Source organism: Bradyrhizobium sp. 2S1 (genome assembly GCF_011516625.5).
Lineage (GTDB): Bacteria > Pseudomonadota > Alphaproteobacteria > Rhizobiales > Xanthobacteraceae > Bradyrhizobium > Bradyrhizobium septentrionale.
Genome location: NZ_CP147717.1, coordinates 4,037,001 through 4,058,497 on the forward strand (window position 1 = coordinate 4,037,001; position 21,497 = coordinate 4,058,497).

Annotated in this window: 15 protein-coding genes and 1 pseudogene; 10 read left to right on the plus strand and 6 right to left on the minus strand. The window is 65.5% G+C overall.

The window, feature by feature from the left end; translation table 11 throughout:
* The first annotated feature begins 10 nt into the window (after positions 1 to 10).
* The 4 genes and pseudogenes from tilS (at position 11) to HAP54_RS19070 (ending at position 4,961) form a co-directional block, all read left to right on the plus strand.
* On the plus strand, positions 11 to 1,033 hold the full coding sequence (gene tilS / locus HAP54_RS19055) for a tRNA lysidine(34) synthetase TilS (protein WP_166302708.1): 1,023 nt from the start codon (positions 11 to 13) through the stop codon (positions 1,031 to 1,033).
* A 258-nt stretch (positions 1,034 to 1,291) separates the two neighbouring features.
* Positions 1,292 to 3,214 carry an ATP-dependent zinc metalloprotease FtsH gene (gene ftsH / locus HAP54_RS19060; RefSeq protein WP_029085493.1) on the plus strand — a complete coding sequence of 641 codons (1,923 nt, stop codon included), beginning with the start codon at positions 1,292 to 1,294 and terminating at the stop codon, positions 3,212 to 3,214.
* A gap of 13 nt (positions 3,215 to 3,227) precedes the next feature.
* Entirely contained in the window at positions 3,228 to 3,641 is a 414-nt protein-coding gene (locus HAP54_RS19065) for a DUF3052 family protein (protein WP_166302711.1), read from the plus strand.
* Positions 3,642 to 3,762: 121 nt separating this feature from the next.
* A pseudogene (locus HAP54_RS19070) lies at positions 3,763 to 4,961 on the plus strand (ABC transporter substrate-binding protein).
* Positions 4,962 to 5,140: 179 nt separating this feature from the next.
* Here HAP54_RS19070 and HAP54_RS19075 read toward each other — a convergent pair.
* Positions 5,141 to 6,643 carry a hypothetical protein gene (locus tag HAP54_RS19075; protein WP_166302714.1) on the minus strand — a complete coding sequence of 501 codons (1,503 nt, stop codon included), beginning with the start codon at positions 6,641 to 6,643 and terminating at the stop codon, positions 5,141 to 5,143.
* A 443-nt stretch (positions 6,644 to 7,086) separates the two neighbouring features.
* Between HAP54_RS19075 and HAP54_RS19080 the strand changes: the two genes are divergently transcribed.
* Complete coding sequence (locus HAP54_RS19080; RefSeq protein WP_029085497.1) at positions 7,087 to 7,761, plus strand: TetR/AcrR family transcriptional regulator; 675 nt, start codon at positions 7,087 to 7,089, stop codon at positions 7,759 to 7,761.
* 174 nt (positions 7,762 to 7,935) lie between these two features.
* Positions 7,936 to 8,364 (plus strand): OsmC family protein, encoded by a 429-nt coding sequence (locus HAP54_RS19085; RefSeq protein ID WP_166302717.1) that lies wholly within the window; start codon positions 7,936 to 7,938, stop codon positions 8,362 to 8,364.
* Positions 8,365 to 8,393: 29 nt separating this feature from the next.
* On the opposite strand, the gene pyk is transcribed toward HAP54_RS19085, so the two are convergent.
* Together pyk and HAP54_RS19095 are read right to left on the minus strand one after the other, a co-directional pair.
* Positions 8,394 to 9,830: a pyruvate kinase gene (pyk, locus tag HAP54_RS19090; protein ID WP_166302720.1), complete on the minus strand. Its 1,437-nt coding sequence runs from the start codon at positions 9,828 to 9,830 to the stop codon at positions 8,394 to 8,396.
* Positions 9,827 to 10,435 (minus strand): DUF1036 domain-containing protein, encoded by a 609-nt coding sequence (locus HAP54_RS19095; RefSeq protein WP_166302723.1) that lies wholly within the window; start codon positions 10,433 to 10,435, stop codon positions 9,827 to 9,829. Before HAP54_RS19095 ends, pyk begins: the two co-directional genes overlap by 4 nt.
* 197 nt (positions 10,436 to 10,632) lie before the next feature.
* Here HAP54_RS19095 and HAP54_RS19100 point away from each other — a divergent pair, with 197 nt between their 5' ends.
* From HAP54_RS19100 to HAP54_RS19110, 3 genes are all read left to right on the plus strand, one after another.
* Complete coding sequence (locus HAP54_RS19100; RefSeq protein ID WP_166302726.1) at positions 10,633 to 10,935, plus strand: DUF1244 domain-containing protein; 303 nt, start codon at positions 10,633 to 10,635, stop codon at positions 10,933 to 10,935.
* A 174-nt stretch (positions 10,936 to 11,109) separates the two neighbouring features.
* A complete protein-coding gene (locus HAP54_RS19105; protein ID WP_029085502.1) occupies positions 11,110 to 11,382 on the plus strand; it encodes a DUF2312 domain-containing protein in 273 nt (90 codons plus the stop codon).
* Between the two features lie 159 nt (positions 11,383 to 11,541).
* Positions 11,542 to 13,302 (plus strand): adenylate/guanylate cyclase domain-containing protein, encoded by a 1,761-nt coding sequence (locus HAP54_RS19110; protein WP_166302729.1) that lies wholly within the window; start codon positions 11,542 to 11,544, stop codon positions 13,300 to 13,302.
* 32 nt (positions 13,303 to 13,334) lie between these two features.
* On the opposite strand, the gene HAP54_RS19115 is transcribed toward HAP54_RS19110, so the two are convergent.
* The 3 genes from HAP54_RS19115 to HAP54_RS19125 form a co-directional block, all read right to left on the minus strand.
* Entirely contained in the window at positions 13,335 to 14,945 is a 1,611-nt protein-coding gene (locus HAP54_RS19115) for a DUF882 domain-containing protein (protein WP_224741868.1), read from the minus strand.
* Between the two features lie 268 nt (positions 14,946 to 15,213).
* The gene (locus HAP54_RS19120; RefSeq protein WP_166302734.1) at positions 15,214 to 17,490 is read right to left on the minus strand and encodes a L,D-transpeptidase family protein; all 2,277 of its coding nucleotides are present in this window, start codon (positions 17,488 to 17,490) and stop codon (positions 15,214 to 15,216) included.
* A 307-nt stretch (positions 17,491 to 17,797) separates the two neighbouring features.
* Positions 17,798 to 19,288: a sigma-54-dependent transcriptional regulator gene (locus HAP54_RS19125; RefSeq protein WP_166302737.1), complete on the minus strand. Its 1,491-nt coding sequence runs from the start codon at positions 19,286 to 19,288 to the stop codon at positions 17,798 to 17,800.
* Between the two features lie 139 nt (positions 19,289 to 19,427).
* Here HAP54_RS19125 and HAP54_RS19130 point away from each other — a divergent pair, with 139 nt between their 5' ends.
* Complete coding sequence (locus tag HAP54_RS19130; protein WP_166302740.1) at positions 19,428 to 21,344, plus strand: M3 family oligoendopeptidase; 1,917 nt, start codon at positions 19,428 to 19,430, stop codon at positions 21,342 to 21,344.
* Positions 21,345 to 21,497 lie beyond the last annotated feature (153 nt).

The window sequence follows — 21,497 nt, forward strand, 5'->3', positions numbered from 1 at the left end:
TGGTTTTGCGATGCCCGACGATCAATCCGCCATCCCGGCAAGGGACGCCAAGCGCCTGTTCGCAGGGCTTTCGTCCGCGCCGGCGATCGTGCTCGCGGTATCAGGCGGTCCCGATTCAGTTGCGCTGATGTGGCTGGCCGCGCGCTGGCGCCGCGCGCTCGCGCGGGGACCGCGGCTGGTGGCGGTCACTGTCGATCACGGCCTGCGTCCTGAAGCGGCGCGCGAGGCGCGCGACGTCAAGCGGCTGGCGCACAGCCTCGACCTGCCACATCAAACGCTGCGCTGGAGCGGGCCCAAACCCGGGACCGGCCTGCCGGCGGCCGCGCGCGAGGCCCGCTACCGCCTGCTCGCGCAGGCTGCGCGCAAGCATGGCGCCACGCACATCCTGACCGCACACACCCGCGACGATCAGGCCGAGACGCTGTTGATGCGGCTGCTGCGCGGCAGCGGCATCGCAGGCCTCTCGGCGATGGCGCGCGAGACCGCGCGCGACGGCGTTTGGCTGACGCGGCCACTACTCGAAATCTCCAAGGCAGAGCTGATCGCAACGCTGAAGAAGGCGCGCATCGGCTTTGCCGACGATCCGACCAATCGCGATCCCGCTTTCACGCGTCCGCGGCTGCGCGCGTTGATGCCGATGCTGGCGGAGGAGGGCGGCGATGCGCGGAGCCTGGCGCGGCTTGCCGCGCGGATCGCGCGCGCCAACACCGCCCTGGAGGTGCTGGTCGACGACGCCGAGCACAATCTTGCATTGAAAAGCGAGGATAACCCGCGCAATGGCTTCGACGCGGCGCTGTTCGCGGCGATGCCTGAGGAAATCCGGCTTCGCCTCCTCAAGCGCGCGATCGACCGGATCGGACATGAGGGCCCGGCCGAACTCGGCAAGGTCGAAACCCTGCTCGCCGCCGTCGATGAGGCCCTCGGGAAGCGCGAACCGAAGCTGAAACAGACGCTTGCCGGAGCCGTTATCAGCGTCGGCGGCGGTCGTATCAGGATCGGGCCGGCGCCGCCGCGCCGGGCGCGTTCCCGCTGAGCCGGGTTCGATTGTTTCAATCGCTGTCATAATCCGGCAAAGAGGCTTAACCACCCCCGGAAAACACGGGATTTAGCGCCATTTTTTGACCGGGAATCGCGCTAGGATGCGGTAAATAGTCATGCGTGGTTCCCTTGGCATCGACCCCAGCGGCACCTAGATTGTATGCCATCGACGGGATGGATTCCCTGGGGATTCCAACAGAGCCTGCCCAAGGATAGAGAGAGGCCGCGATCCGCGCGACCACGAAGGAAGACCATGAACGCCAATCTGCGGAATTTCGCCCTCTGGGTCATCATTGTCCTGCTGTTGCTGGCGTTGTTCACGCTTTTCCAGAATCCTGGCCAGCGCTCGTCGTCCTCGGACATCTCGTTCTCGCAACTTCTGACTGAAGTCGATCAGGGCCATGTCCGTGATGTCGTGATCCAGGGGCCCGATATTCACGGCACCTTCAACAATGGCACGAGCTTCCAGACCTACGCGCCGAGCGATCCGACGCTCGTGAAGCGCCTCTATGACGCCAAGGTGCAGATCACCGCGAAGGCGCCCGGCGACAACGTGCCGTGGTTCGTCTCGCTGCTCGTCTCATGGTTGCCGTTCATCGCGCTGATCGGCGTCTGGATCTTCCTGTCGCGGCAGATGCAGGGCGGCGCCGGCAAGGCGATGGGCTTCGGCAAGTCGCGCGCCAAGATGCTGACCGAGGCGCATGGCCGCGTCACCTTCGAGGACGTCGCGGGTGTCGACGAGGCCAAGCAGGATCTGCAGGAGATCGTCGAATTCCTCCGCGACCCCGGCAAGTTCCAGCGGCTCGGCGGACGCATTCCGCGCGGCGTGCTCTTGGTCGGCCCTCCCGGCACCGGCAAGACGCTGATCGCGCGCGCGGTCGCGGGCGAAGCCAATGTGCCGTTCTTCACCATCTCCGGTTCTGACTTCGTCGAGATGTTCGTCGGCGTCGGCGCGAGCCGTGTCCGCGACATGTTCGAGCAGGCCAAGAAGAACGCGCCTTGCATCATCTTCATCGACGAAATCGACGCGGTCGGCCGTCATCGCGGCGCCGGTCTCGGCGGCGGCAATGACGAGCGCGAGCAGACGCTGAACCAGTTGCTGGTCGAGATGGACGGCTTCGAGGCCAACGAGGGCGTGATCCTGATCGCGGCGACCAACCGTCCCGACGTGCTCGATCCCGCGCTGCTGCGCCCCGGCCGCTTCGACCGCCAGGTCGTGGTGCCGAATCCGGACGTCGTCGGCCGCGAGCAGATCCTCAAGGTTCACGTCCGCAAGGTGCCGCTGGCGCCGGATATCAACCTCAAGACCATCGCGCGCGGCACACCGGGCTTCTCGGGCGCCGACCTGATGAACCTCGTCAACGAGGCTGCGCTGACCGCCGCCCGCCGCAACAAGCGGATGGTGACGCAGGCCGAGTTCGAAGAGGCCAAGGACAAGGTGATGATGGGTGCCGAGCGCAAGTCGCTCGTCATGACCGAGGAAGAGAAGTTGCTGACGGCCTATCACGAGGGCGGCCATGCCATCGTCGGCCTCAACGTCGTCGCGACCGATCCGATCCACAAGGCGACCATCATTCCGCGCGGCCGTGCGCTCGGCATGGTGATGCAGCTGCCGGAGCGCGACAAGCTGTCGATGTCGCTGGAGCAGATGACCTCGCGCCTCGCCATCATGATGGGTGGCCGTGTCGCGGAAGAGCTGATCTTCGGCCGCGAGAAGGTGACCTCGGGCGCCGCCTCCGACATCGAGCAGGCGACCCGCCTGGCCCGCATGATGGTGACGCGCTGGGGCCTGTCGGAAGAGCTCGGCACCGTCTCCTACGGCGAGAACCAGGACGAGGTGTTCCTGGGCATGTCGGTCTCGCGCACCCAGAATGCGTCCGAGGCGACCGTCCAGAAGATCGACTCCGAGATCAGGCGTCTGGTCGAGGAAGGCTACAACGAGGCGACCAAGATCCTCACCGAGAAGCGGCAAGATCTCGAGGCGCTCGCCAAGGGCCTGCTCGAGTTCGAGACGCTAACCGGCGACGAAATCATCGACCTGCTGAAGGGCAAGAAGCCCAACCGCGAGTCGGTGCTGGAGCCCTCGACGCCGCGCGCCTCCGCCGTGCCGCCGGCCGGCAAGCCGCGCCCGCGTCCCGATCCGGACACTGGCATGGAGCCGCAGCCGCAGGCATAAGCCTTAGCCAGCGATGGCCGGCTACTCCGGCAAACCGATTGTGCAAAAGCTCGGCCTCAAGCCGGGCTTTTGTATTTTTGTCGACGGGTTGTCCGTCCCCTACAGCGACATCGTCGGCGAACTGCCGGCCGATATGCGGATCGCGAAGACCGCGCGGGCGCCGCTCGATGCCGTGCATCTGTTCGCCGCCGAGGCCAAAGGGCTCGCCGCCAAGCTGCGGCGCTACCGCGAGGCGATCGCACCTCGCGGCATGATCTGGGTGTCGTGGCCGAAGAAGGCGTCCGGCGTCGTGACAGACCTCAACGATACGGTCGTACGCGAAGCGGGGCTCGCATCCGGCCTGGTCGACGTCAAGGTCTGCGCCGTCGATGCGGTTTGGTCGGGACTGAAATTCGTGATCCCCCTCAAGGAGCGCGGCAAGCGCTGAGATCGTCGCGGCGAATATGCTTGGCCTCCGTCGGGGCGCCGTGGCATCTTCGCGCCAAGCCGTTCAACGGCACGTCCGCGTCCTCCGAGACGCGCGGCAACAAAAAGGGGAAGGGAGGCTGATGCGCAAGGCATTCGGCGCGCTTGGCGCCATTTCATTCCTGCTGCTGCCCACCGTTTCATTCGCCGCCGAGATGCGCGGCGTCACATCGACCGAAATCAGGATCGGCCAGACTATGCCCTATAGCGGGCCGGTGTCGGCGTTCGGTGCGCTGGGCAAGGGCGAAGCCGGCTATTTCAGGATGCTGAACGAGCGCGGCGGCATCAATGGCCGCAAGATCAACTTCATCTCGCTCGACGATTCCTACGCGCCGCCGAAGACGGTGGAGCAGACCCGCCGCCTCGTCGAGAGCGACGTGGTCGCGCTGATCTTCTCCTCGATCGGCACCGCGCACAACACCGCGATCGCAAAGTACCTGCAGGGCAAGAACATCCCGCAGCTGTTCCTGGCCTCCACGCCTCGAAATTCGGCGACATCACGCAATTCCCGCAGGCGACGATGGGCGTGCAGGCGCCGTTCCGCTACGAGGCGCGGCTCTACGCGCGCTATGCGCTGGCGAAGAATCCGAATGCGAGATTTGCGGTGATCTCGCAGAACGACGATTACGGCGGCGACTATCTCGCCGGCCTGAAGGACGTGCTCGGCGAGAAATATGATTCCGTCGTCACCGTTGCGAAATACGAGATCACTGAGCCAACCATCGACTCGCAGATCGTTCAGCTGAAGGCGACCAACGCCGATGTCTTCGTGATCGCCGCGACGCCGAAATTCGCGGCGCAGTCGATCCGCAAGGCCTATGAGATCGGCTGGCGGCCGATGGCCTTCCTCTCCAACACCGCGGTGTGGATTTCGACCGTGATGCAGCCGGCCGGCGTCGAAGCCGGCACCGGCATTATCTCGACGGCCTATGTCAAGGACCCGGACGATCCGGCGTGGAAGGACGATTCCGGGGTGAAGGGCTGGGGCGAATTCATGACCAGATATTTGCCCGATGGCGATCAGCACGACACCAACTATGTCAACGCCTACAACAGCGCGATGGTGCTGGAGGCGGTGCTGAAGGCCTGCGGCGACGATCTCTCGACCGAGAACATCCTGCGCCAGGCGTTTGCGATCAAGGACTTGCAATTGCCGATGCTGCTGCCGGGCATCAAGGTCAACACGTCGCCGTCCGACCACGTGCCGGTCGACCAGATGCAGCTGATGCGCTTCAACGGCAAGACCTGGGATCGCTTCGGCGAGCTTCAGACGGGGAATTGAGGGCTGAGTCGAATACACGTGAACTCGCGCTCCACACCATCCCCGTCATCCTGAGGAGCGCGCTCTTGCGCGCGTCTCGAAGGATGCACGGCCCGGCCGGTGGCCGTCGACCCTTCGAGACGCGCTTCGCGCTCCTCAGGGTGACGGAACTGCGCTTCAGGAGAACGCGACAGCGCAGCCTACTTGGCGCTCTCGCCTGCCGGGACCGCGCCAGCCTTCGTCTCGTCCGATCGCACATGGATGACGGCGATGTCGTCCTTGTAGAGCCGCTTCCAGCCCTTGAGGTGGTCCAGCACGTTTCCGGCGGGAGAGTCCGAGCTCAGCAGCGTGGTGTCGATCCGGTATTTGTCGAGCAGGCCAAGCAGCTGGCCGACGTCGCGGGCATCCAGCGCGTCGTAATAGTCGAGCACGAATTGCTCGCCATAGAGCTCGGCGCGGCCGTCGATGAACACCTTCATGTCGCGGCTCACCATGTAGCCGCCGAACGGCGCGGTGCTGAAGACGCGCTGCGCCTTGTGCTGCTGAAGGACATCGACCGCGGCCACGGGCGAGAACTGCGGCAGGAACTTGAACTGATGCTGCGCGACGAACATCGTCGTCGTCACCCATGCTCCGATCACCATCGCGATCGCAGCCAGGATCGTGACGACGGGGATCGCGCGGGTCTCCTCGAAGCGGGACGCGGCAGCGCCCGCCGTTCCCCATTGTTCGGCGATCGGCTTGGCGAGCACCAAGGGGGCGATGAACGCGAACACCTCGATGTTGCGGACATGGCTCAGCGCCATCCAGATCAGGCCGAGCAGCAGCAGGATTCGCGGCACCGACAGGGTCAGCCTGCGATAGCAGATCAGGCCGATCAGGCCGAGCAGCGTGGCTTCGAAGAAGCTGGGCTTGCTGAAATCCGCGGGCTTCCACTCCCCGATCAGGGTCAGCAGCTTGCCGAGGCTGAGGATCTTGGTCGCACCCAGGAGGCTATTCCAGCCGTAGGGCGTCACGCAGCTCGCGACCAGCGCGGCGAGGCCGAACAGTCCCCATCGCACGATGAGCTGACGGCGGCGGCTGGGCTCCACGTTCCAGATGGCCTCCAGCCCGATCGGTCCGATCAGCGCCAGGCCGAGAACGAAGCCGCCATGCAGATTGGCCCACAGCGCCATCAGCGGCAGCAGCCACCATGACGGTGAGGTGCGGCGGTCGGCGGCCGCCATCAGGCCGCCGATGAACGCCAGCAGCACCGGCAGCGCCAGTACGTGGGGCCGCGCGAAGAAGTGGATCGTCGACAGCAGCAGCGCCAGCGCCGTGATCAGGACTGCACGTGCCGGATCGAAATACGGGCTCAGGAGATTGAGAAAGATCGCGACCGTCGCGCCGATCGCGATCGACGTCAGGATCTCTGGCCCGGCCCAATCTCCGCCGTACACCAGCGCAAACACCACTTGCGACAGCCACGAACTCGAGATCCAGGCCTCGCCATAGCGGGTGAACGAGAACACGTCAGTGGTCGGCATCGCGCCGTGTTCGAGGATCCACTGCCCGATCCTGATCTGCCACATCGTATCGGAATCGCGCAGCAGGATTTCGCCGGCCGAGAGGTAAAACAGATAGGCGCCCACGGCGGCGCATAGCGGCACCAGTCCTCGCGCCGCATTGCGGCTGATCACGCTGCTGGTGATGGAGAGTGACATGCGCTTTCTGGTTTCGGCCCGATGCATCGAGAGACAACGCCACGCGTGGCGCTTATGCGCACTCGACCATGGCTACCGATAAATTCGGGTAAATGCGGCCACGACATCGTGGACCAGCGCGATCAGACGTCTCGATTTCGAGCGATCATGTTAGCGCGCGATTTACCATCTCGATCATGCTCCGACGTGATCGCAGCCGCCAACCGCGAGCAGCGGGTCACCACATCCCGTGGCCGACGCTGGCCTGCCGGCCGTAGTGCCGCCGGCTCAATCAGAGGTGGCATCGGCGGTTGTAAAAAATCCCTACAATTCCAGCTTGTCAACCAGTCTGAATAGTTGTTCACTTCTTCAGACGATTGCGGGATCAATCGTTCAAAACATTGAAGACGCGTGTGTTCTGCCGGTGGGCGCCGGCCAAGCGCACGGTGGGGGGACGGAACGCCATGGTCTACCGGCGAACTCATCAGGTCGTGAAACGGCTGGCCGCCCGGCGCAGCGCCATCCTGTCGGCGGCGCGGGACGCGGCGGCAGCGGGCGGCATGGCGGCGGTCCAGATCGCACCCGTTGCGGTGCGGGCTAACGTCGCGGCCGGGACGGTCTATCGCTATTTCCCGTCGAAGGCCGAGCTGATCTCGGAGTTGATCACGGAAGTCTCGCGCGACGAATTGTCCGCGATCCGGCGCGCCGCTGATGCCGCGCCCGGACCGTCGTCGGCGCTGGCCACCGCGGTGACGACGATTGCGGTCCACGTGCTGTCGCAGCGCAAGCTCGCCTGGGGCATCCTGGCCGAGCCTGTCGATGTCGACGTCACCGCCTCGCGCCTCGCCAGCCGCCGCGATATTTCCGGCGAGCTTGCCATGCGCATCGACGCCGCCGTGCGTGCCGGGCATCTGCCGGCACAGGATACGGCGCTGGCCGCCACGGCCTTGCTCGGCGCGCTGCACGAAGCGCTGCTCGGCCCGCTGGCGCCGGCCAATCTCGACGATCCGATCAAGCTGCGCGATGCGGTGCAAACCGTGACGCTGCTCGCGCTGCGCGCGGTCGGCGTCATGGATGCGCGCGCCCGCGGCCTCGTGGTGCAGGCGACAACCCCGGCGAAGGCGCTGGTCGGCGCCTAGCACTTCGGTTCTGATCGAACCGAAGCTCTGGATTGTTATTTTGACGCGTTTTCTTCACGCGAACCGGCGTCCACTGCGCTCGAAAACGCTCTGGCGCCGGGAGCACAGCGAACGCTTCTGTCGCATTGGCGTTGTAGTTTCGGGGCTGGGCACAACCACCTCACGGAGCAACGCATGACGACGACCCACGGCTCGGCCAAATGGCAGGGCGGCATCAAGGACGGCAAGGGCGCGATCTCGACCAAGAGCGGCGCGCTCTCGGATTACCCCTATGGCTTCGCCAGCCGCTTCGAGGGCAAGCCCGGTTCGAACCCCGAGGAGCTGATCGGCGCGGCGCACGCCGCCTGCTTCACGATGGCGCTGTCGCTGATCCTGGGCGAAGCCAAGCTCACGGCCGAGCACATGGAGACCAGGGCCGATGTGACGCTGGAGAAGGTCGGCGACGGCTTTGCCATCACCGCGGTGCACCTGACGCTGTCGGCGAAGATTCCGGGCACCGACAACGCGGCGTTCCAGGAACTCGCCGGCAAGGCGAAGGCCGGATGTCCGGTGTCGAAACTGCTCAACACCAAGATCACGCTCGACGCGTCGTTGCAGGGCTGAGCGCCGCGCCCCAAGCACGGCGGAGCACGTTAGAGCTGCGCGTCGCCGTTCGGGCCGACCGAGGCGATGCGCAGCATGTTGGTGGTACCGGGCGCGCGCAGCGGCACCCCGGCGACGATGATGACGCGCTGGCCGGCCTTGGCAAAGCCGTCGCGGAACGCAATCGAGCCGGCGCGGTCGACCATGTCGTCGAGATCATGGGCGTCCTCGGCGACCACGCAATGCACGCCCCACACCACCGCCAGCTTTCGGCCGGTGACGAGGTTCGGCGTGATCGCGACCACCGGGACCTTCGGCCGCTCGCGCGCCACACGGATCGCGGTCGAACCCGAAGAGGTCCAGCAGATGATCGCCGACAGATCGAGCGTCTCGGCGATCTGCCGCGCGGCGTCGGCAATGGCGTCGCCCACCGTCGGCTCCGGATCGACGCGCTGCGCGTTGAGCACGCTGCGATAGGTCGGGTCGCGCTCCACTTCCTCGCCGATGCGGTTCATGGTCGAGACCGCCTCGACCGGGAATTTGCCGGCGGCCGATTCCGCCGACAGCATGATGGCGTCGGCGCCCTCGTAGACGGCGGTGGCGACGTCGGAGACTTCGGCGCGCGTCGGCACCGGCGCCTGGATCATCGATTCCAGCATCTGGGTCGCGACCACCACCGGCCGGCCGGCGCGCCGCGCCATCCGGATCATCTGCTTCTGCAGGCTCGGCACCCGCTCCAGCGGCAGCTCGACACCGAGATCGCCGCGCGCCACCATCAGCGCGTCCGCCGCATCGATGATGTCGGCGAGGCGGTCGATCGCCTGCGGCTTCTCGATCTTGGCCATCACGGCGGCACGGCCGCGGATCATCTTCTTGGCCTCGATCACGTCCTCGGCACGCTGCACGAAGGACAGCGCGACCCAGTCGATCCCCTCCGGCAGCGCGGCCTCCAGATCGGCGCGGTCCTTTGCGGTCATCGCGGAGACGGGCAGATCAGTGTCGGGCAGGCTGACGCCCTTGCGGTCCGACATCTTGCCGCCGATCACGACGCGCGTCACCGCGCGGTCGGGCGAGGTTTCCTCGGCGATCAGCCGTACCTTGCCGTCGTCGAGCAGCAGCGCATGCCCGGGCCGGAGCGCGGCGAGGATTTCCGGATGCGGGAGCTGGACGCGGCTGTTGTCGCCCGGCGACTTGTCGGAATCCAGAATGAAGCTCTGGCCGTTCTTCAGCTGGGTCGACCCTTCCGCGAACGCGCCGACCCGCAGCTTCGGCCCTTGCAGGTCGACCAGGATGCCGATCGGCCGGCCGTAGCTCGATTCGACATTGCGGATGGTCTTGACCAGCTCCCGCATCTTGTCATGCGGGGTGTGGCTCATGTTGATGCGGAAGACGTCGGCGCCCGCCTCGAACAGCTTGCGGATCATCGCACTGTCTGAGGAGGCCGGGCCGAGCGTTGCGAGGATCTTGATTCGACGCAGTCGTCTCATTGTTTGTTTCCGGGTGGTGCGGCTGGCGGCAGACCAGACGCGCCCGGAGGCGCTGCGCCCGGCGGCGGGTTCGGCAGGCCCGGCATCGCTCCGGGGCTTCCTGGGCCCACGCCGCCCGGCATTCCCGGTACTTTCTGCGGCTGTTGCTCGTTGGCTTCGGTCAGTTGGACGGTCCATGCACGCTGCTCGCCGGTGTCGACCTCGAAGAAGCCGGTGCGGTCAAAGCCGCGCGCTAGGCAATTCTCGGTACCCTTGATGGTGAATTCCTTGTCGCGCGAGCACATGAAGGCCTGGCCGGACCATTCGCCGCCGCGATCATAGTCGAGAGCGTAGATGTAGTAGTAGCGCGCCACAAGGTTGCCGCGCAGCAAGGTCTCGCAGGTCCGCGAGGACACGTTCCACCAGCCTTCGGTGGTCCAGCCCTCGGCGTCCTTGTAGCCGAGCGCGATCCCGACCCGGCTCGACGTGTTGTTGCAGAGCCGGAAATCGGCGGCCGCCGGGCTCGTCCACAGGCATGTCGCGACAAGCGCCAGCACCGGCAGGATGCCGGCCAGGATCAGGCGGATGGTGCGGGGAGCTGAGGCGGGAGAATCTATTGGGCTCATGCGGCGAAGCTATATCAAATCATTATCGATTTCGCGTGCCCGGCGGGCGCTGTCAACGGGCGGGCGCCCGTCTGCCATGCTGCGGGACCATGGCAAATCCGGCCGGCGAGGTCCGTTTTGCGCGCCGATATGGCAAAATCTGTGACAATTCCCACTTGATATCAATATGGTGAGCGCGACACACCGGGATCACGAAGATGAGCATTGACGACAAAACCAGAACAGAACTCGAGGCCGCGGTCTTCCGGCGCCTCGTCGATCATCTGCGCAACCGGACCGATGTCCAGAACATCGACCTGATGAACCTGGCCGGCTTCTGCCGCAACTGCCTGTCCAACTGGATGAAGGAAGAGGCCGACGCCAAGGGCCTTGCCGTGAGCAAGGACGAGAGCCGCGAAGCGGTCTACGGCATGCCCTATGAGGAATGGAAGGCGAAGTATCAGGGCAACGCGACGCCGGAGCAGCTCGCGGCGATGAAGAAGGCCCAAAGCGGGCATTAAATCTCAGCCTGTGTGGCGTCAGTTCCGTGGCCGCCTGCATCTCCTGTGGGCGCGCTGTGGATGAGCGCGATGTTTCCTTGACGGAACGTGCGCCAAAATCGAGGGTCGCCCGCAGCAAGCGGTGCGCGTGGCGCGTATTCGCGCGACATTTCATTGCCATTTCAGGAGTACGCGATGGCCACCACGTCTGCCGCCGTTCAGGATGAGCCCGCAACGCGATTTGCCAAGGACCAGCTCAAGTCCATCATCGAGCGCATCGAGCGGCTGGAAGAAGAAAAGAAGACGATCTCGGACGACATCCGTGACGTCTATGCCGAGGCCAAGGGCAACGGCTTCGACGTCAAGGCGCTGCGCACCATCGTGCGCCTGCGCAAGCAGGACGCCAACGAGCGCCAGGAGCAGGAGACCATCCTGGAGACCTACATGCAGGCGCTTGGGATGCTCTGAGGCGGCCGGCGTTTTCGGCCGGCAAGCGGCGCCGGGCGGCCCTTCGGGCGCCCGAGGCGCGTTCATGGCTTCGGCGAACATGGCTTGGATGAACAAGGCTTGGGTGAAATCCCGTGAACTGCTAGACTGCCCGGCGAGGTAACCGGGCAGATCGTTCAAATGGACGTGCCAGGACCAGAGCGCCGGCTCGCTGCGGTGCTCGCCGCCGATATGGTCGGCTTTAGTCGGCTCATGGAGGCTGACGAGACGGGCACCCTTGCGCGCCTCAAGACCCATCGGATCGAACTGATCGATCCGGCCATCACCAAGAATCGCGGCCGCATCATCAAGACCACCGGCGACGGCCTGCTGGTCGAGTTCCACAGCGTCGTCGATGCGGTGCTGTGCGCGGCCGAGGTGCAGCGCCGGATGGCCAAACGCAACGCCGACGTCGCGCCGGCGCGGTGGATGCAGTTTCGCATCGGCATCAATCTCGGCGATGTGATCGTTGACGGCGCCGACATCTTCGGCGACGGCGTCAATGTCGCGTCCCGCCTCGAGGTGCTGGCCGAGCCCGGCGGCATCTGCATTTCCGGCGCGGTACGCGATCAGGTCGGCGATCGCCTGGAAGATTTGAGCTTCGAGGATCTCGGCGATCAGACCGTCAAGAACATCGCGCGCCCGATCCGGGTCTTCCGCGTCCATCTCCGAGCAGATGCCAGGGCCGAGCAGTCGAAGGGGGCGGCGGCCGCGCCCGTCATCGCCAGGAAGCCGTCGATTGCGGTGCTGCCGCTGGTCAACATGAGCGGCGATCCGGAGCAGGAATTCTTCGCCGACGGGCTCACCGAGGACATCATCACCGAGCTGTCGCGCTTCCACGATTTGCTCGTGATCTCGCGCAACTCGGCCTTTGTGTACAAGGGCAAGGCCGTGAAGGTGCAGGACGTCGCGAAGGAATTCGCCGTCGACTATGTGCTGGAGGGCAGCGTGCGCAAGGCGGGTGGCCGGATCCGCGTCACGGTGCAGCTGATCGATGCCGAGGCGGACAGGCACGTCTGGGCCGAGCGCTACGACCGCGAGCTGGCCGATATCTTCGCCATCCAGGACGAGATGACGCGCGCGATCGTGGCGACGCTGCCGGGGCGCGTCGAGGCCGCCGCGCATGACCGCGTCAAGCGCAAGCCGACCGACAACATGGCGGCCTATGAGTGCGTGCTGGCCGCCAAGGTGCTGCATCATCGTTCGGCGCGCGACGACAATGCGGAGGCGCAGCGCCTGCTCGAGCGCGCCATCGTGCTGGATCCCAACTATGCGCACGCGCACGCCTGGCGGGCTTGCGTGCTCGGGCAGACCTGGGTCTACAACTGGTGCGAGGATCGCGACGCGACCTTCGCGCAGGTGGCCGCCGAGCTCGAGATCGCTCTCAAGCTCGACGACAACGACAGCGACGTGCACCGGATCCTCGCCGCGCTGAACCTCAACCGCGACGACCATGACAAGGCAACCTTCCATCAGGAGCGCGCGCTCGCGCTCAACCCGAACTACGACCTCGTTGTGGTGCAGCAGGGCGAACTCCTGACCTGGCTCGGGCGGCCGGAGGAGGGCATTGACTGGATCAAGCGGGCGATGCGCCTCAATCCGTTCCATCCGGAGCGCTTCTGGAGCCATCTCGGCCGCGCCTGCTATTGTGCCGAGAAATACGCCGATGCGGCCGAGGCGTTCTCGCGGATCACGCGGCCCGACCACACCCATCACGCCTTCCTCGCAGCGACCCTGGCGCAGATGGGCAACCCGGTGGCGGCCTCGGCGCACGCCGCCGAGGTGATGAAGCGCGAGCCGGCCTTCACGGTCGCCGCCCATCTGACAACCCAGCACTACAAGCGCGAACCCGACCGGGCGCGCTACGAGGCCGGCCTGCTCAAGGCGGGACTGCCGGCCTGACCGGCTTGATGAAGGGATATTGTGGGTAGAGCCTACCGCAGCGAGGCGGTGCGCAGCACGAACGACTGGGTCGTCAGCAGACTTGTCGCCGAGCCCGAGAAGCGGTCGCAGGTCATGCCCATCATCGGATCTTCCGAGAAGGTCATGGCGACGGCGGCCTGCGGCTTCACGAAGTGCGCGCGCATCAGGCTCATGTCGGTATCGCCGAGCACCGTCGTCAGCATGCCGGTGCTCGCGCTCGGCGCCAGCATCACCACGCGCATCCAGACGTCGTTGCCTTTGGCGGCCGAGATCCGCGCCGACGTGGTGATCACGCCCTGGCCGGGCGCGCCCTTCGCAACGACGGTGTTGATTTCGGTGGTTGGCGCTGCCGCATTGCGGGTCGGGCGTACATTGCGCGGGATCGGCGCTGTCGCCGCGACGATGTTGGCGCGATCGACCGGCGAGCTGGTCGGAACGTAGGCCAGCGCCTTGTTGAAGTTCTCGGTCGCGCTGGCGGTGGTCTGCGGATCGGCGGCACCGACGGCTTCACGGGCCTTCAGCGCGGCGATCTGCGCCGCCGATGCCTGCTTCGGCGCCGCTGAATCGTCACCCCAAAAGCCGCGGGCGTTGATGATGTCGGCGGGCGATTGCGGCGCGGTGCTCTCGGCCGTCTGCACCACTTGCACCGCGGGCTTGGCCTTCGGCATCGGGACCAGCTGCGCGTCGGCGGCGGCAAGCTGGATGGCGGCGGCGAACTGCTGCGGCTTGGAGCGCGGCAGAGGAATCGGATCGGCGGCCTTGGTATCTGCAGACTTGGCAGGCGCTGCGGCCGCGACCACGGTATTGGCCGCGGGCTTGTCGTTCACAGCAGACGAACCTTCGTCCTCGTCGTCGCCCGACTTGCCGGCGCCGAACAGTTTCGCGAACAGGTTCGGTTTGCTAACGGTCGCTGCATTGTCACCATCGCCGCGGCGCTCGATGTCGGCCCTGGCGAGCTCATAGCCCTTCAGCGGCGTGCCGTCGGTCGGGACATGGACGGTGCGGCCATCGGGGAACACCCGGACCAGCTGCTCGCGGGTCATGCGGGGCCAGTGGCGAATGCTGCCGGTGTCGAGATGGACGAACGGCGAGCCCGAGGTCGGATAAAAGCCGACGCCGCCACGCTGCAGGCGGAGGCCGGCGAAGCGAATCTGCTCCAGCGGTACGCCCGGGATGAAGAAGTCCATCGCATGGCCCAGCATGTGCTGGCTGTGGCGCGCAACGCCCGAGGAGCGGCGGCGGAGCATGGCGTTGGTGGCGGGGGCACGGTAGGCGGAGATGATCTGGATCGGCTGCTTGCCGCCGACGTCGCTATAGACTTCCCAGAGAATGTCGAACAAGTGACGGTCCATCACCGTCTCATCCTGGGAGCGCCAGTCGCGCAGGAAGTGATTGAGCTGCTTCAGCGCGGCTTCGTCGTAGCGGCCGTCGCGCTTGAAGGTGACGGTGAGGTCTTCGCCGGAATGGGTGTGGTGGAACGAGAGGGTGCGGGTCTGGTTCAGCGCCGTCGCGTCGTGCACCGATCCCGCGCCCGCCAATAGCAATAGCGCGCTCAGGCCGACTTGGTACCCGGCCTTAGGCAGCGACAGCAGATTGCAGCGGCGTGCGAAGACAGCCAGCACTAATGAGCCCACCCAAGTCGACGAGCGTTCGGTCGGCACCTTTCGCAGACCCCCCGCGAAAGACGGTGAACGCTTTCTTAAAGCGGGACGGTTAACCGAGGTTTACCGACCCGCCCCCAAGTTAGGCTTAACTAACTGGGCGACTGTGGCAAAAGATAGCCCAGTTCCGCGGCAGAGGTGGGTAATGGTTAACATAAACGATCCCGCTTTTTGAGCGAGATCGTTGATTTTACTTCAAAATTTATCTCAATCTGGCCAGAGAAACAGCTTAGCGGGTGATCACCCGGCGCTGCTGCTGGGCCTGGCCGCGGCGGACCGGCTGCGGCTCCGGCTGTCCGAATCCCCCGAACAGGCGCTCGAAAAAGTTCGGTCCAGAGGAATTAAAGCCGCTGTTGTCGCCGGCGACATTGACGCCCGGGGGCAGGCTGCTGCTCGGCGGACGCGAATAGCTCGGCTGGGCGTGCGCCACCACCGTCTCGAGATCCTTGCCGCGGCTGTTCTTGAGCAGCGACAGCATGGTGGCGTCGCGGCCGTAGACGTCCCGGCGGATTTGCAGCTTGCCGGCGTCGTCCACGAACGCGGTCTGGTAGGTGATGTTGACCGGGATCGGCGTCGCGAATTTCAGGTCGATCTCGCTCGAGCCGTACATGCTGCGGATCTTCTCCGGCGTGTAATGGTCGTTCGGCATCGCGATGTTGAGCAGCACCGAAGCGTACTGATCCGGGTTCTGCACGCGCATGCAGCCGTGGCTGAAGGCGCGCTCGTCCCTGGCGAACAGGTTCTTGTCCGGCGTGTCGTGCTGATAGACCAGGAACTTGTTCGGGAAGTTGAAGCGGATGCGGCCGAGCGCGTTGGCTTCACCCGGCGGCTGCGAGATGTGGATCGAGCCGTCGCGGTTGCGCTCGAGCTTCAGGCCCATGCGCTGCAGCACCGTCGGATCCTGCTGCAGGGCCGGCAGATACTCGTTGTAGATGATCGACGGCGGCACGTTCCAGGTCGGGTTGACCGTGATGTACTTCATCGTCTCGGTCAGAAGCGGCGTCGCGTGCTGGCCGGGCTTGCCGGTCACGACGCGCGTGGTCCAGACCTGCGCGCCGTTCTGCATCACCTTCAGCGTGTAGTCGGGGATGTTGAGGATCACATAGGCGTTGCCGACATTGGCGGCGCCAAGCTGGCGCGGCAGCCAGCGCCAGCGCTCCATGTTGACGATCACGGTGTCGATCTGGCGGTCACGCTTCGGACTGTTCAGCGCCTTGACCGTGCGCTCGTCGAGCACGCCTGATGGCTTGAGGTCGACGCTGTTCTGGAACTTCTCCACGGCACGCGCGACCGTCGCGTCATACTTGGTGCTGTCGGCATTCTCGGTGACGCCGAGCTTGCTGCGCAGGTCAGGCACGCGCGGATCGTCCACCTCGACCGCGGCCTGCTTCTTGCGCGCCGGCACGTACTTCAGCGCGGGGCCGTCGGCGATCGTGATGACCGGGCCGTCGCTCTGGCCGCGCAGCTCGGCGAGCTTCTGCTTCAGCTCCTTGTAGAGCTTCTGCGGCGGATTGTAGCTGTCGAGCGCGGCGGAGGCGTCCTTGGCGGAGGTCACATGCGCGAAAACTTCCGCCGGATCGATCGGGTGCTCCGGATAAAGGATATCAGCCGACACCTGCGACCAGTGCATGCGACCGCTTTGGGCCTGGCGTGCATAGTCCAGCATGCTGGCCGCGAGCTTCAGCTCGGCGTCGGCCAGCGCATCTGATGTCGTGGCCGCGGCCAAATCCGGCACCGGATAGTCTGAAACATCGAGGCCGTCGGCGGCCGCGTCCTTGAGGCGAGCGATCACGCCCTTGCCAGCTTCGGTCAGCTTGCCGGCTTTGGTGAAGACCGGCGCGTAGTCGCGGGCCGAATAGAATTTCTCGGCCGCCGCGCGCTCGTTCTTGCGATCGAAGGTGCGCAGCGACTTGCTGGCGAGCTGTTCGCGCAGTCTGTCGGCAACCGGCTGATCCTCGGCGGCAACGTTGCTCGCAGCCTTCGCGGGCTCGGCAGCCGGAGCCGCGGCCGTCGCCGGCGCGGGGCTTGCCGAAGGCGCTGTTGCGGTTGCAGGGGCGGGTGCTGCCGCAGGCGGCGCGACCGCAGGATCGGTCTTCGCAGTATCCGTCTTGGGCGCTTCGGCGGGCGTCGTCGCCGGCGTCGTGGCGACATCGGCGGGCTTCGGCTCGGCGGCCTTGGCCGTGCTGGGCTCTGCCGGTTTGGCGTCAACCGGCTTGGCATCGGCAGGTTTGGCCTCGGTGGCCTGCACGCCGGCCGGTTTCACATCTGCCGGCTTGGCTGCGTCGGGCAGCGCGGCGGTGGTGTCGGCCTTGAAATCGCTTGCGGTGGGCGGCGGCACATTGGCCGGTTCGGGGCGCGGGATCGCGGCGTCGATCGCGAGTTCCGAGGCGCTGGAGCGAGGCGTGTCCTGCGCGAAGGCTGAGGTCGCGGACACCGTGAGGAAGGTCGCCGCGACGGCCATCAATACGCGGTCAAATCCTCGACGGTGGTTCGAACAGTCACGCATTATCGCACCCCCTGGGTGGAACTGCCCCTCGCTCTCTGGAACAGTTCAAGTCAGTATTTGGTTTCATAGCTTGCGCGAAAGCGCCGGCTCTTCGATCGACTCGCACGCCTGCAACGCAATTGACGCAGACGATACATTTGCCCCTCTTATGCAGCCAGCGCCATGCGGGGCAACTCACGACAAACTGACCTCGAAGCAGCTGATTTCGCTCGGGCCGTGCGTTTTTGCCACGCGGCACAGCCTTTGTCTGTCACCGCCACGACACGGTTCAAAAGGTTCCCTGGTAAGGCCCTGCCGGCCTCAAGGCCTAGGTGACGTCGCTTGCGCGCGTGCCGGCCGCGGCTTCGTCGAGCTTGCGGTAGAGGGTCGAGCGGCCGATCTTGAGGCGGCGCGCGACCTCCGACATCTGTCCGCGATAATGCGAAATCGCGAAGCGGATGATCTCGTTCTCGAGATCTTCCAAGGGACGCACCTCGCCCGCGGCATTGAGCATCGGGAGGCCACCCGCGGTCGGGAGGGGGAGCGCGACCGGTATTTCGCTACCGGATATCATGGCGGGTGCCGTGGACGGCGACACCACCAGCGGCTCGCCCTGCAAGGATTTGCCCTCCGGTACCGGATGCGCCGACCCCTGCGGGAAATCGGCGAGCCCGAGTTGGTCGGCATCGCTCATCACCACGGCGCGGTACACCGTGTTCTCGAGCTGGCGGATGTTGCCCGGCCAATCGAGCTGGGCGAGATGCGCCATCGCCTCGCCGCTGATGCCGGTGATGTTGCGGTTTTCCTCGGCGCAGAACCGCGCCAGGAAATGCCGCAGCAGATGCGGAATGTCCTCGCGGCGCTGCCGCAGCGCGGGAATGGTCAGCGGCAGCACGTGCAGCCGATAGAACAGGTCCTCGCGGAACTGGCCGCCCTTCACGAGATCGAGCAGCTTGCGGTTGGTCGCCGAGATGATGCGGACATCGACCTTGACCGGCTTGCGGCCGCCGACCGCCTCGACGGTGCCTTCCTGCAGCGCGCGCAGCAGTTTCACCTGCGTCGCCAGCGGCAATTCGCCGACCTCGTCGAGGAACAGCGTGCCGCCATGGGCTTCGACGAACTTGCCCTGGTGGCGCTCGGTGGCGCCGGTGAAGGCGCCCTTCTCATGGCCGAACAGGATCGATTCGACGAGATTGTCCGGGATCGCACCGCAGTTCACCGCGACGAACGGCCTGGCCTTGCGTTCGCTGCTGCCGTGGATGGCGCGCGCGAACAGTTCCTTGCCGACGCCGGACTCACCCTCGATCAGCACCGGGATCGTCGAGGAGGCGGCCTTCTGCGCGGTGCGCAGCACCCCGGCCATGGCCTCGCTGCGGGTGATGATGTCGGAAAAGGTCAGCCGGCCCTCGCGGCTGTGGCGGATGCGCTGCAATTCGCCCTTCAGGGCGGAGGCGTTGAGCGCGTTGCGCAGGGATACCTGCAGCCGCTCGAAGCCGACCGGCTTGACGACGAAATCCTGGGCGCCGGCGCGCATCGCCGATACCACATTGTCGATCCCGCCATGCGCGGTCTGCACGATGACCGGGATGGTCAAACCAGCTTCACGAATTTTTGCGAGGACTCCGAGACCGTCAAGGCCCGGCATCACGAGGTCGAGCACGACGGCGTCGATCGCCTGCGTCTCGGATGCGGTCAGTGCCGCTATCGCCGCGTCGCCACTGTCCACGACGAGGGGCTCATAGCCGCACTTCTGCACCATGTTTTCTACCAAACGACGCTGTACGGCGTCATCATCGGCGATCAAAATGGTGGCAGTCATGGTTTTCCCCGCACGCTACGTTTATTTGTCTCGAATCGGGGCACTGTCGCCGATGCCGATTAACGCACTCTTAAACGTTGCAAACCCGCTTTCATTCCGCCGCCGACATCTTTCCGACTGAACTAAGGTTTCGAACAAGATGACCTCGCGCTCCAAATCTGCTCCGAACAAGTCTGCTCTCAGCAAGGCAGCCCTCCGCAAGGAATCCGCGTTGCGCAAGACGGTCGCGCAACGCAAGCCGGCCGCAACCGGACCGGCGGCGAAACAGCCGGCCGGCAAGACCGGCAAGCTGCCGGAATGGAATCTGGCAGATCTCTACTCCGGTATCGACGCGCCTGAAGTCGCCCGCGACCTGCAGAAAATGGATGCAGATTGCGTCGCGTTTGAGACCGATTACAAGGGCAAGCTTGCCGAAAATACCGCCAAAGAGGGCGGCGGGAGGTGGCTTGCCGAGGCAGTCAGGCGCTACGAGGCGATCGACGACCTGGCTGGCCGTCTCGGCTCCTATGCCGGCCTCGTCCATGCCGGCGACAGCGTCGATCCCGCGATTTCGAAATTCTATGGCGATGTGTCCGAGCGGCTGACGGCGGCGTCGGTGCATCTCTTGTTCTTCGCGCTGGAGCTCAATCGCGTTGACGATGACGTGATCGAGCGCGCGATGGCCGAACCCGCGCTCGGCCATTACCGGCCGTGGATCGAGGATCTGCGCAAGGACAAGCCGTACCAGCTCGAGGATCGCGTCGAGCAGCTGTTCCACGAAAAGGCGCAGAGCGGCTACGCCGCCTGGAACCGGCTGTTCGACCAGACCATCTCCGGCCTGCGTTTCAAGGTCTCAGGCAAGGAGCTCGCGATCGAGCCGACGCTGAACCTGTTGCAGGACAAGGCGGGGGACAAGCGCAAGTCCGCCGCGCAGGCGCTCGCCAAGACCTTCAAGGACAATGAGCGCACCTTCGCGCTGATCACCAACACGCTCGCCAAGGACAAGGAAATTTCCGACCGCTGGCGCGGCTTCCAGGACGTCGCGGACTCCCGCCATCTCAACAATCGCGTCGAGCGCGAGGTGGTCGATGCGCTGGTCGCCTCGGTGCGCGCGGCCTATCCGAAACTGTCGCACCGCTATTACGCGTTGAAGGCCGGCTGGTTCAAAAAGAAGAAGCTGCCGCATTGGGACCGCAACGCGCCGCTGCCGTTTGCCGCGACCGGCACCATCGCCTGGCCCGAGGCGCGCAACATGGTGCTGTCGGCCTATAACGGCTTCTCGCCCCGGATGGCCGAGATCGCGGAGCGCTTCTTCGCCGATCGCTGGATCGATGCGCCGGTCCGTCCCGGCAAGGCGCCCGGCGCGTTCTCGCATCCGACCACGCCGTCGGCGCATCCCTATGTGCTGATGAATTATCAGGGCAAGCCGCGCGACGTGATGACGCTGGCGCATGAGCTCGGCCATGGCGTGCATCAGGTGCTGGCGGCGAAGAACGGCGCGCTGATGGCGCCGACGCCGCTGACGCTGGCGGAAACCGCGAGCGTGTTCGGCGAGATGCTGACCTTCAGGCGGCTGTTGTCCCAGACCAGGAACGCGAAGCAGCGCCAGGCGCTGCTCGCGGGCAAGGTCGAGGACATGATCAACACGGTGGTGCGGCAGATCGCGTTCTATTCATTCGAGCGCGCGGTTCATACCGAGCGCAAGAACGGCGAGCTCACCGCCGAGCGGATCGGCCAGATCTGGCTCAGCGTGCAGGGCGAGAGCCTGGGGCCGGCGATCGAGATCAAGCCGGGCTACGAGACGTTCTGGATGTACATCCCGCATTTCATCCACTCGCCGTTCTACGTCTATGCCTACGCGTTCGGCGATTGCCTGGTGAACTCGCTCTATGCGGTCTACGAGCATGCGTCCGACGGATTCGCCGAGCGCTATCTCGACATGCTCGCGGCCGGCGGCACCAAGCATTATTCCGAGCTGCTGAGGCCGTTCGGGCTCGACGCCAAGGACCCCAAATTCTGGGACGGCGGCCTGTCCGTCATCGCCGGCATGATCGACGAGCTGGAGGCGATGGGATGAAGCCAAACGGCCTTCCGCCGCACGGTTGGCCGTGCTTCGGGCAGGGTCATTCGGCGTTTTTGCGCCTGACGGCATGATCTTTCCATGACGCCCGCGTTTGGGAGATCAGTCCTGCCCCCGCGGCGGCGCTGGCCGTCGCTCGACCGTCCGGGC

What these genes read in the sequence shown, in the direction of transcription:
- tilS (WP_166302708.1), top strand. Translation starts at nt 11, where the DNA reads ATGCCCGACGATCAATCCGCCATCCCGGCAAGGGACGCCAAGCGCCTG.
- ftsH (WP_029085493.1), top strand. Translation starts at nt 1,292, where the DNA reads ATGAACGCCAATCTGCGGAATTTCGCCCTCTGGGTCATCATTGTCCTG.
- HAP54_RS19065 (WP_166302711.1), top strand. Translation starts at nt 3,228, where the DNA reads ATGGCCGGCTACTCCGGCAAACCGATTGTGCAAAAGCTCGGCCTCAAG.
- HAP54_RS19075 (WP_166302714.1), bottom strand. Translation starts at nt 6,643, where the DNA reads ATGTCACTCTCCATCACCAGCAGCGTGATCAGCCGCAATGCGGCGCGA.
- HAP54_RS19080 (WP_029085497.1), top strand. Translation starts at nt 7,087, where the DNA reads ATGGTCTACCGGCGAACTCATCAGGTCGTGAAACGGCTGGCCGCCCGG.
- HAP54_RS19085 (WP_166302717.1), top strand. Translation starts at nt 7,936, where the DNA reads ATGACGACGACCCACGGCTCGGCCAAATGGCAGGGCGGCATCAAGGAC.
- pyk (WP_166302720.1), bottom strand. Translation starts at nt 9,830, where the DNA reads ATGAGACGACTGCGTCGAATCAAGATCCTCGCAACGCTCGGCCCGGCC.
- HAP54_RS19095 (WP_166302723.1), bottom strand. Translation starts at nt 10,435, where the DNA reads ATGAGCCCAATAGATTCTCCCGCCTCAGCTCCCCGCACCATCCGCCTG.
- HAP54_RS19100 (WP_166302726.1), top strand. Translation starts at nt 10,633, where the DNA reads ATGAGCATTGACGACAAAACCAGAACAGAACTCGAGGCCGCGGTCTTC.
- HAP54_RS19105 (WP_029085502.1), top strand. Translation starts at nt 11,110, where the DNA reads ATGGCCACCACGTCTGCCGCCGTTCAGGATGAGCCCGCAACGCGATTT.
- HAP54_RS19110 (WP_166302729.1), top strand. Translation starts at nt 11,542, where the DNA reads ATGGACGTGCCAGGACCAGAGCGCCGGCTCGCTGCGGTGCTCGCCGCC.
- HAP54_RS19120 (WP_166302734.1), bottom strand. Translation starts at nt 17,490, where the DNA reads ATGCGTGACTGTTCGAACCACCGTCGAGGATTTGACCGCGTATTGATG.
- HAP54_RS19125 (WP_166302737.1), bottom strand. Translation starts at nt 19,288, where the DNA reads ATGACTGCCACCATTTTGATCGCCGATGATGACGCCGTACAGCGTCGT.
- HAP54_RS19130 (WP_166302740.1), top strand. Translation starts at nt 19,428, where the DNA reads ATGACCTCGCGCTCCAAATCTGCTCCGAACAAGTCTGCTCTCAGCAAG.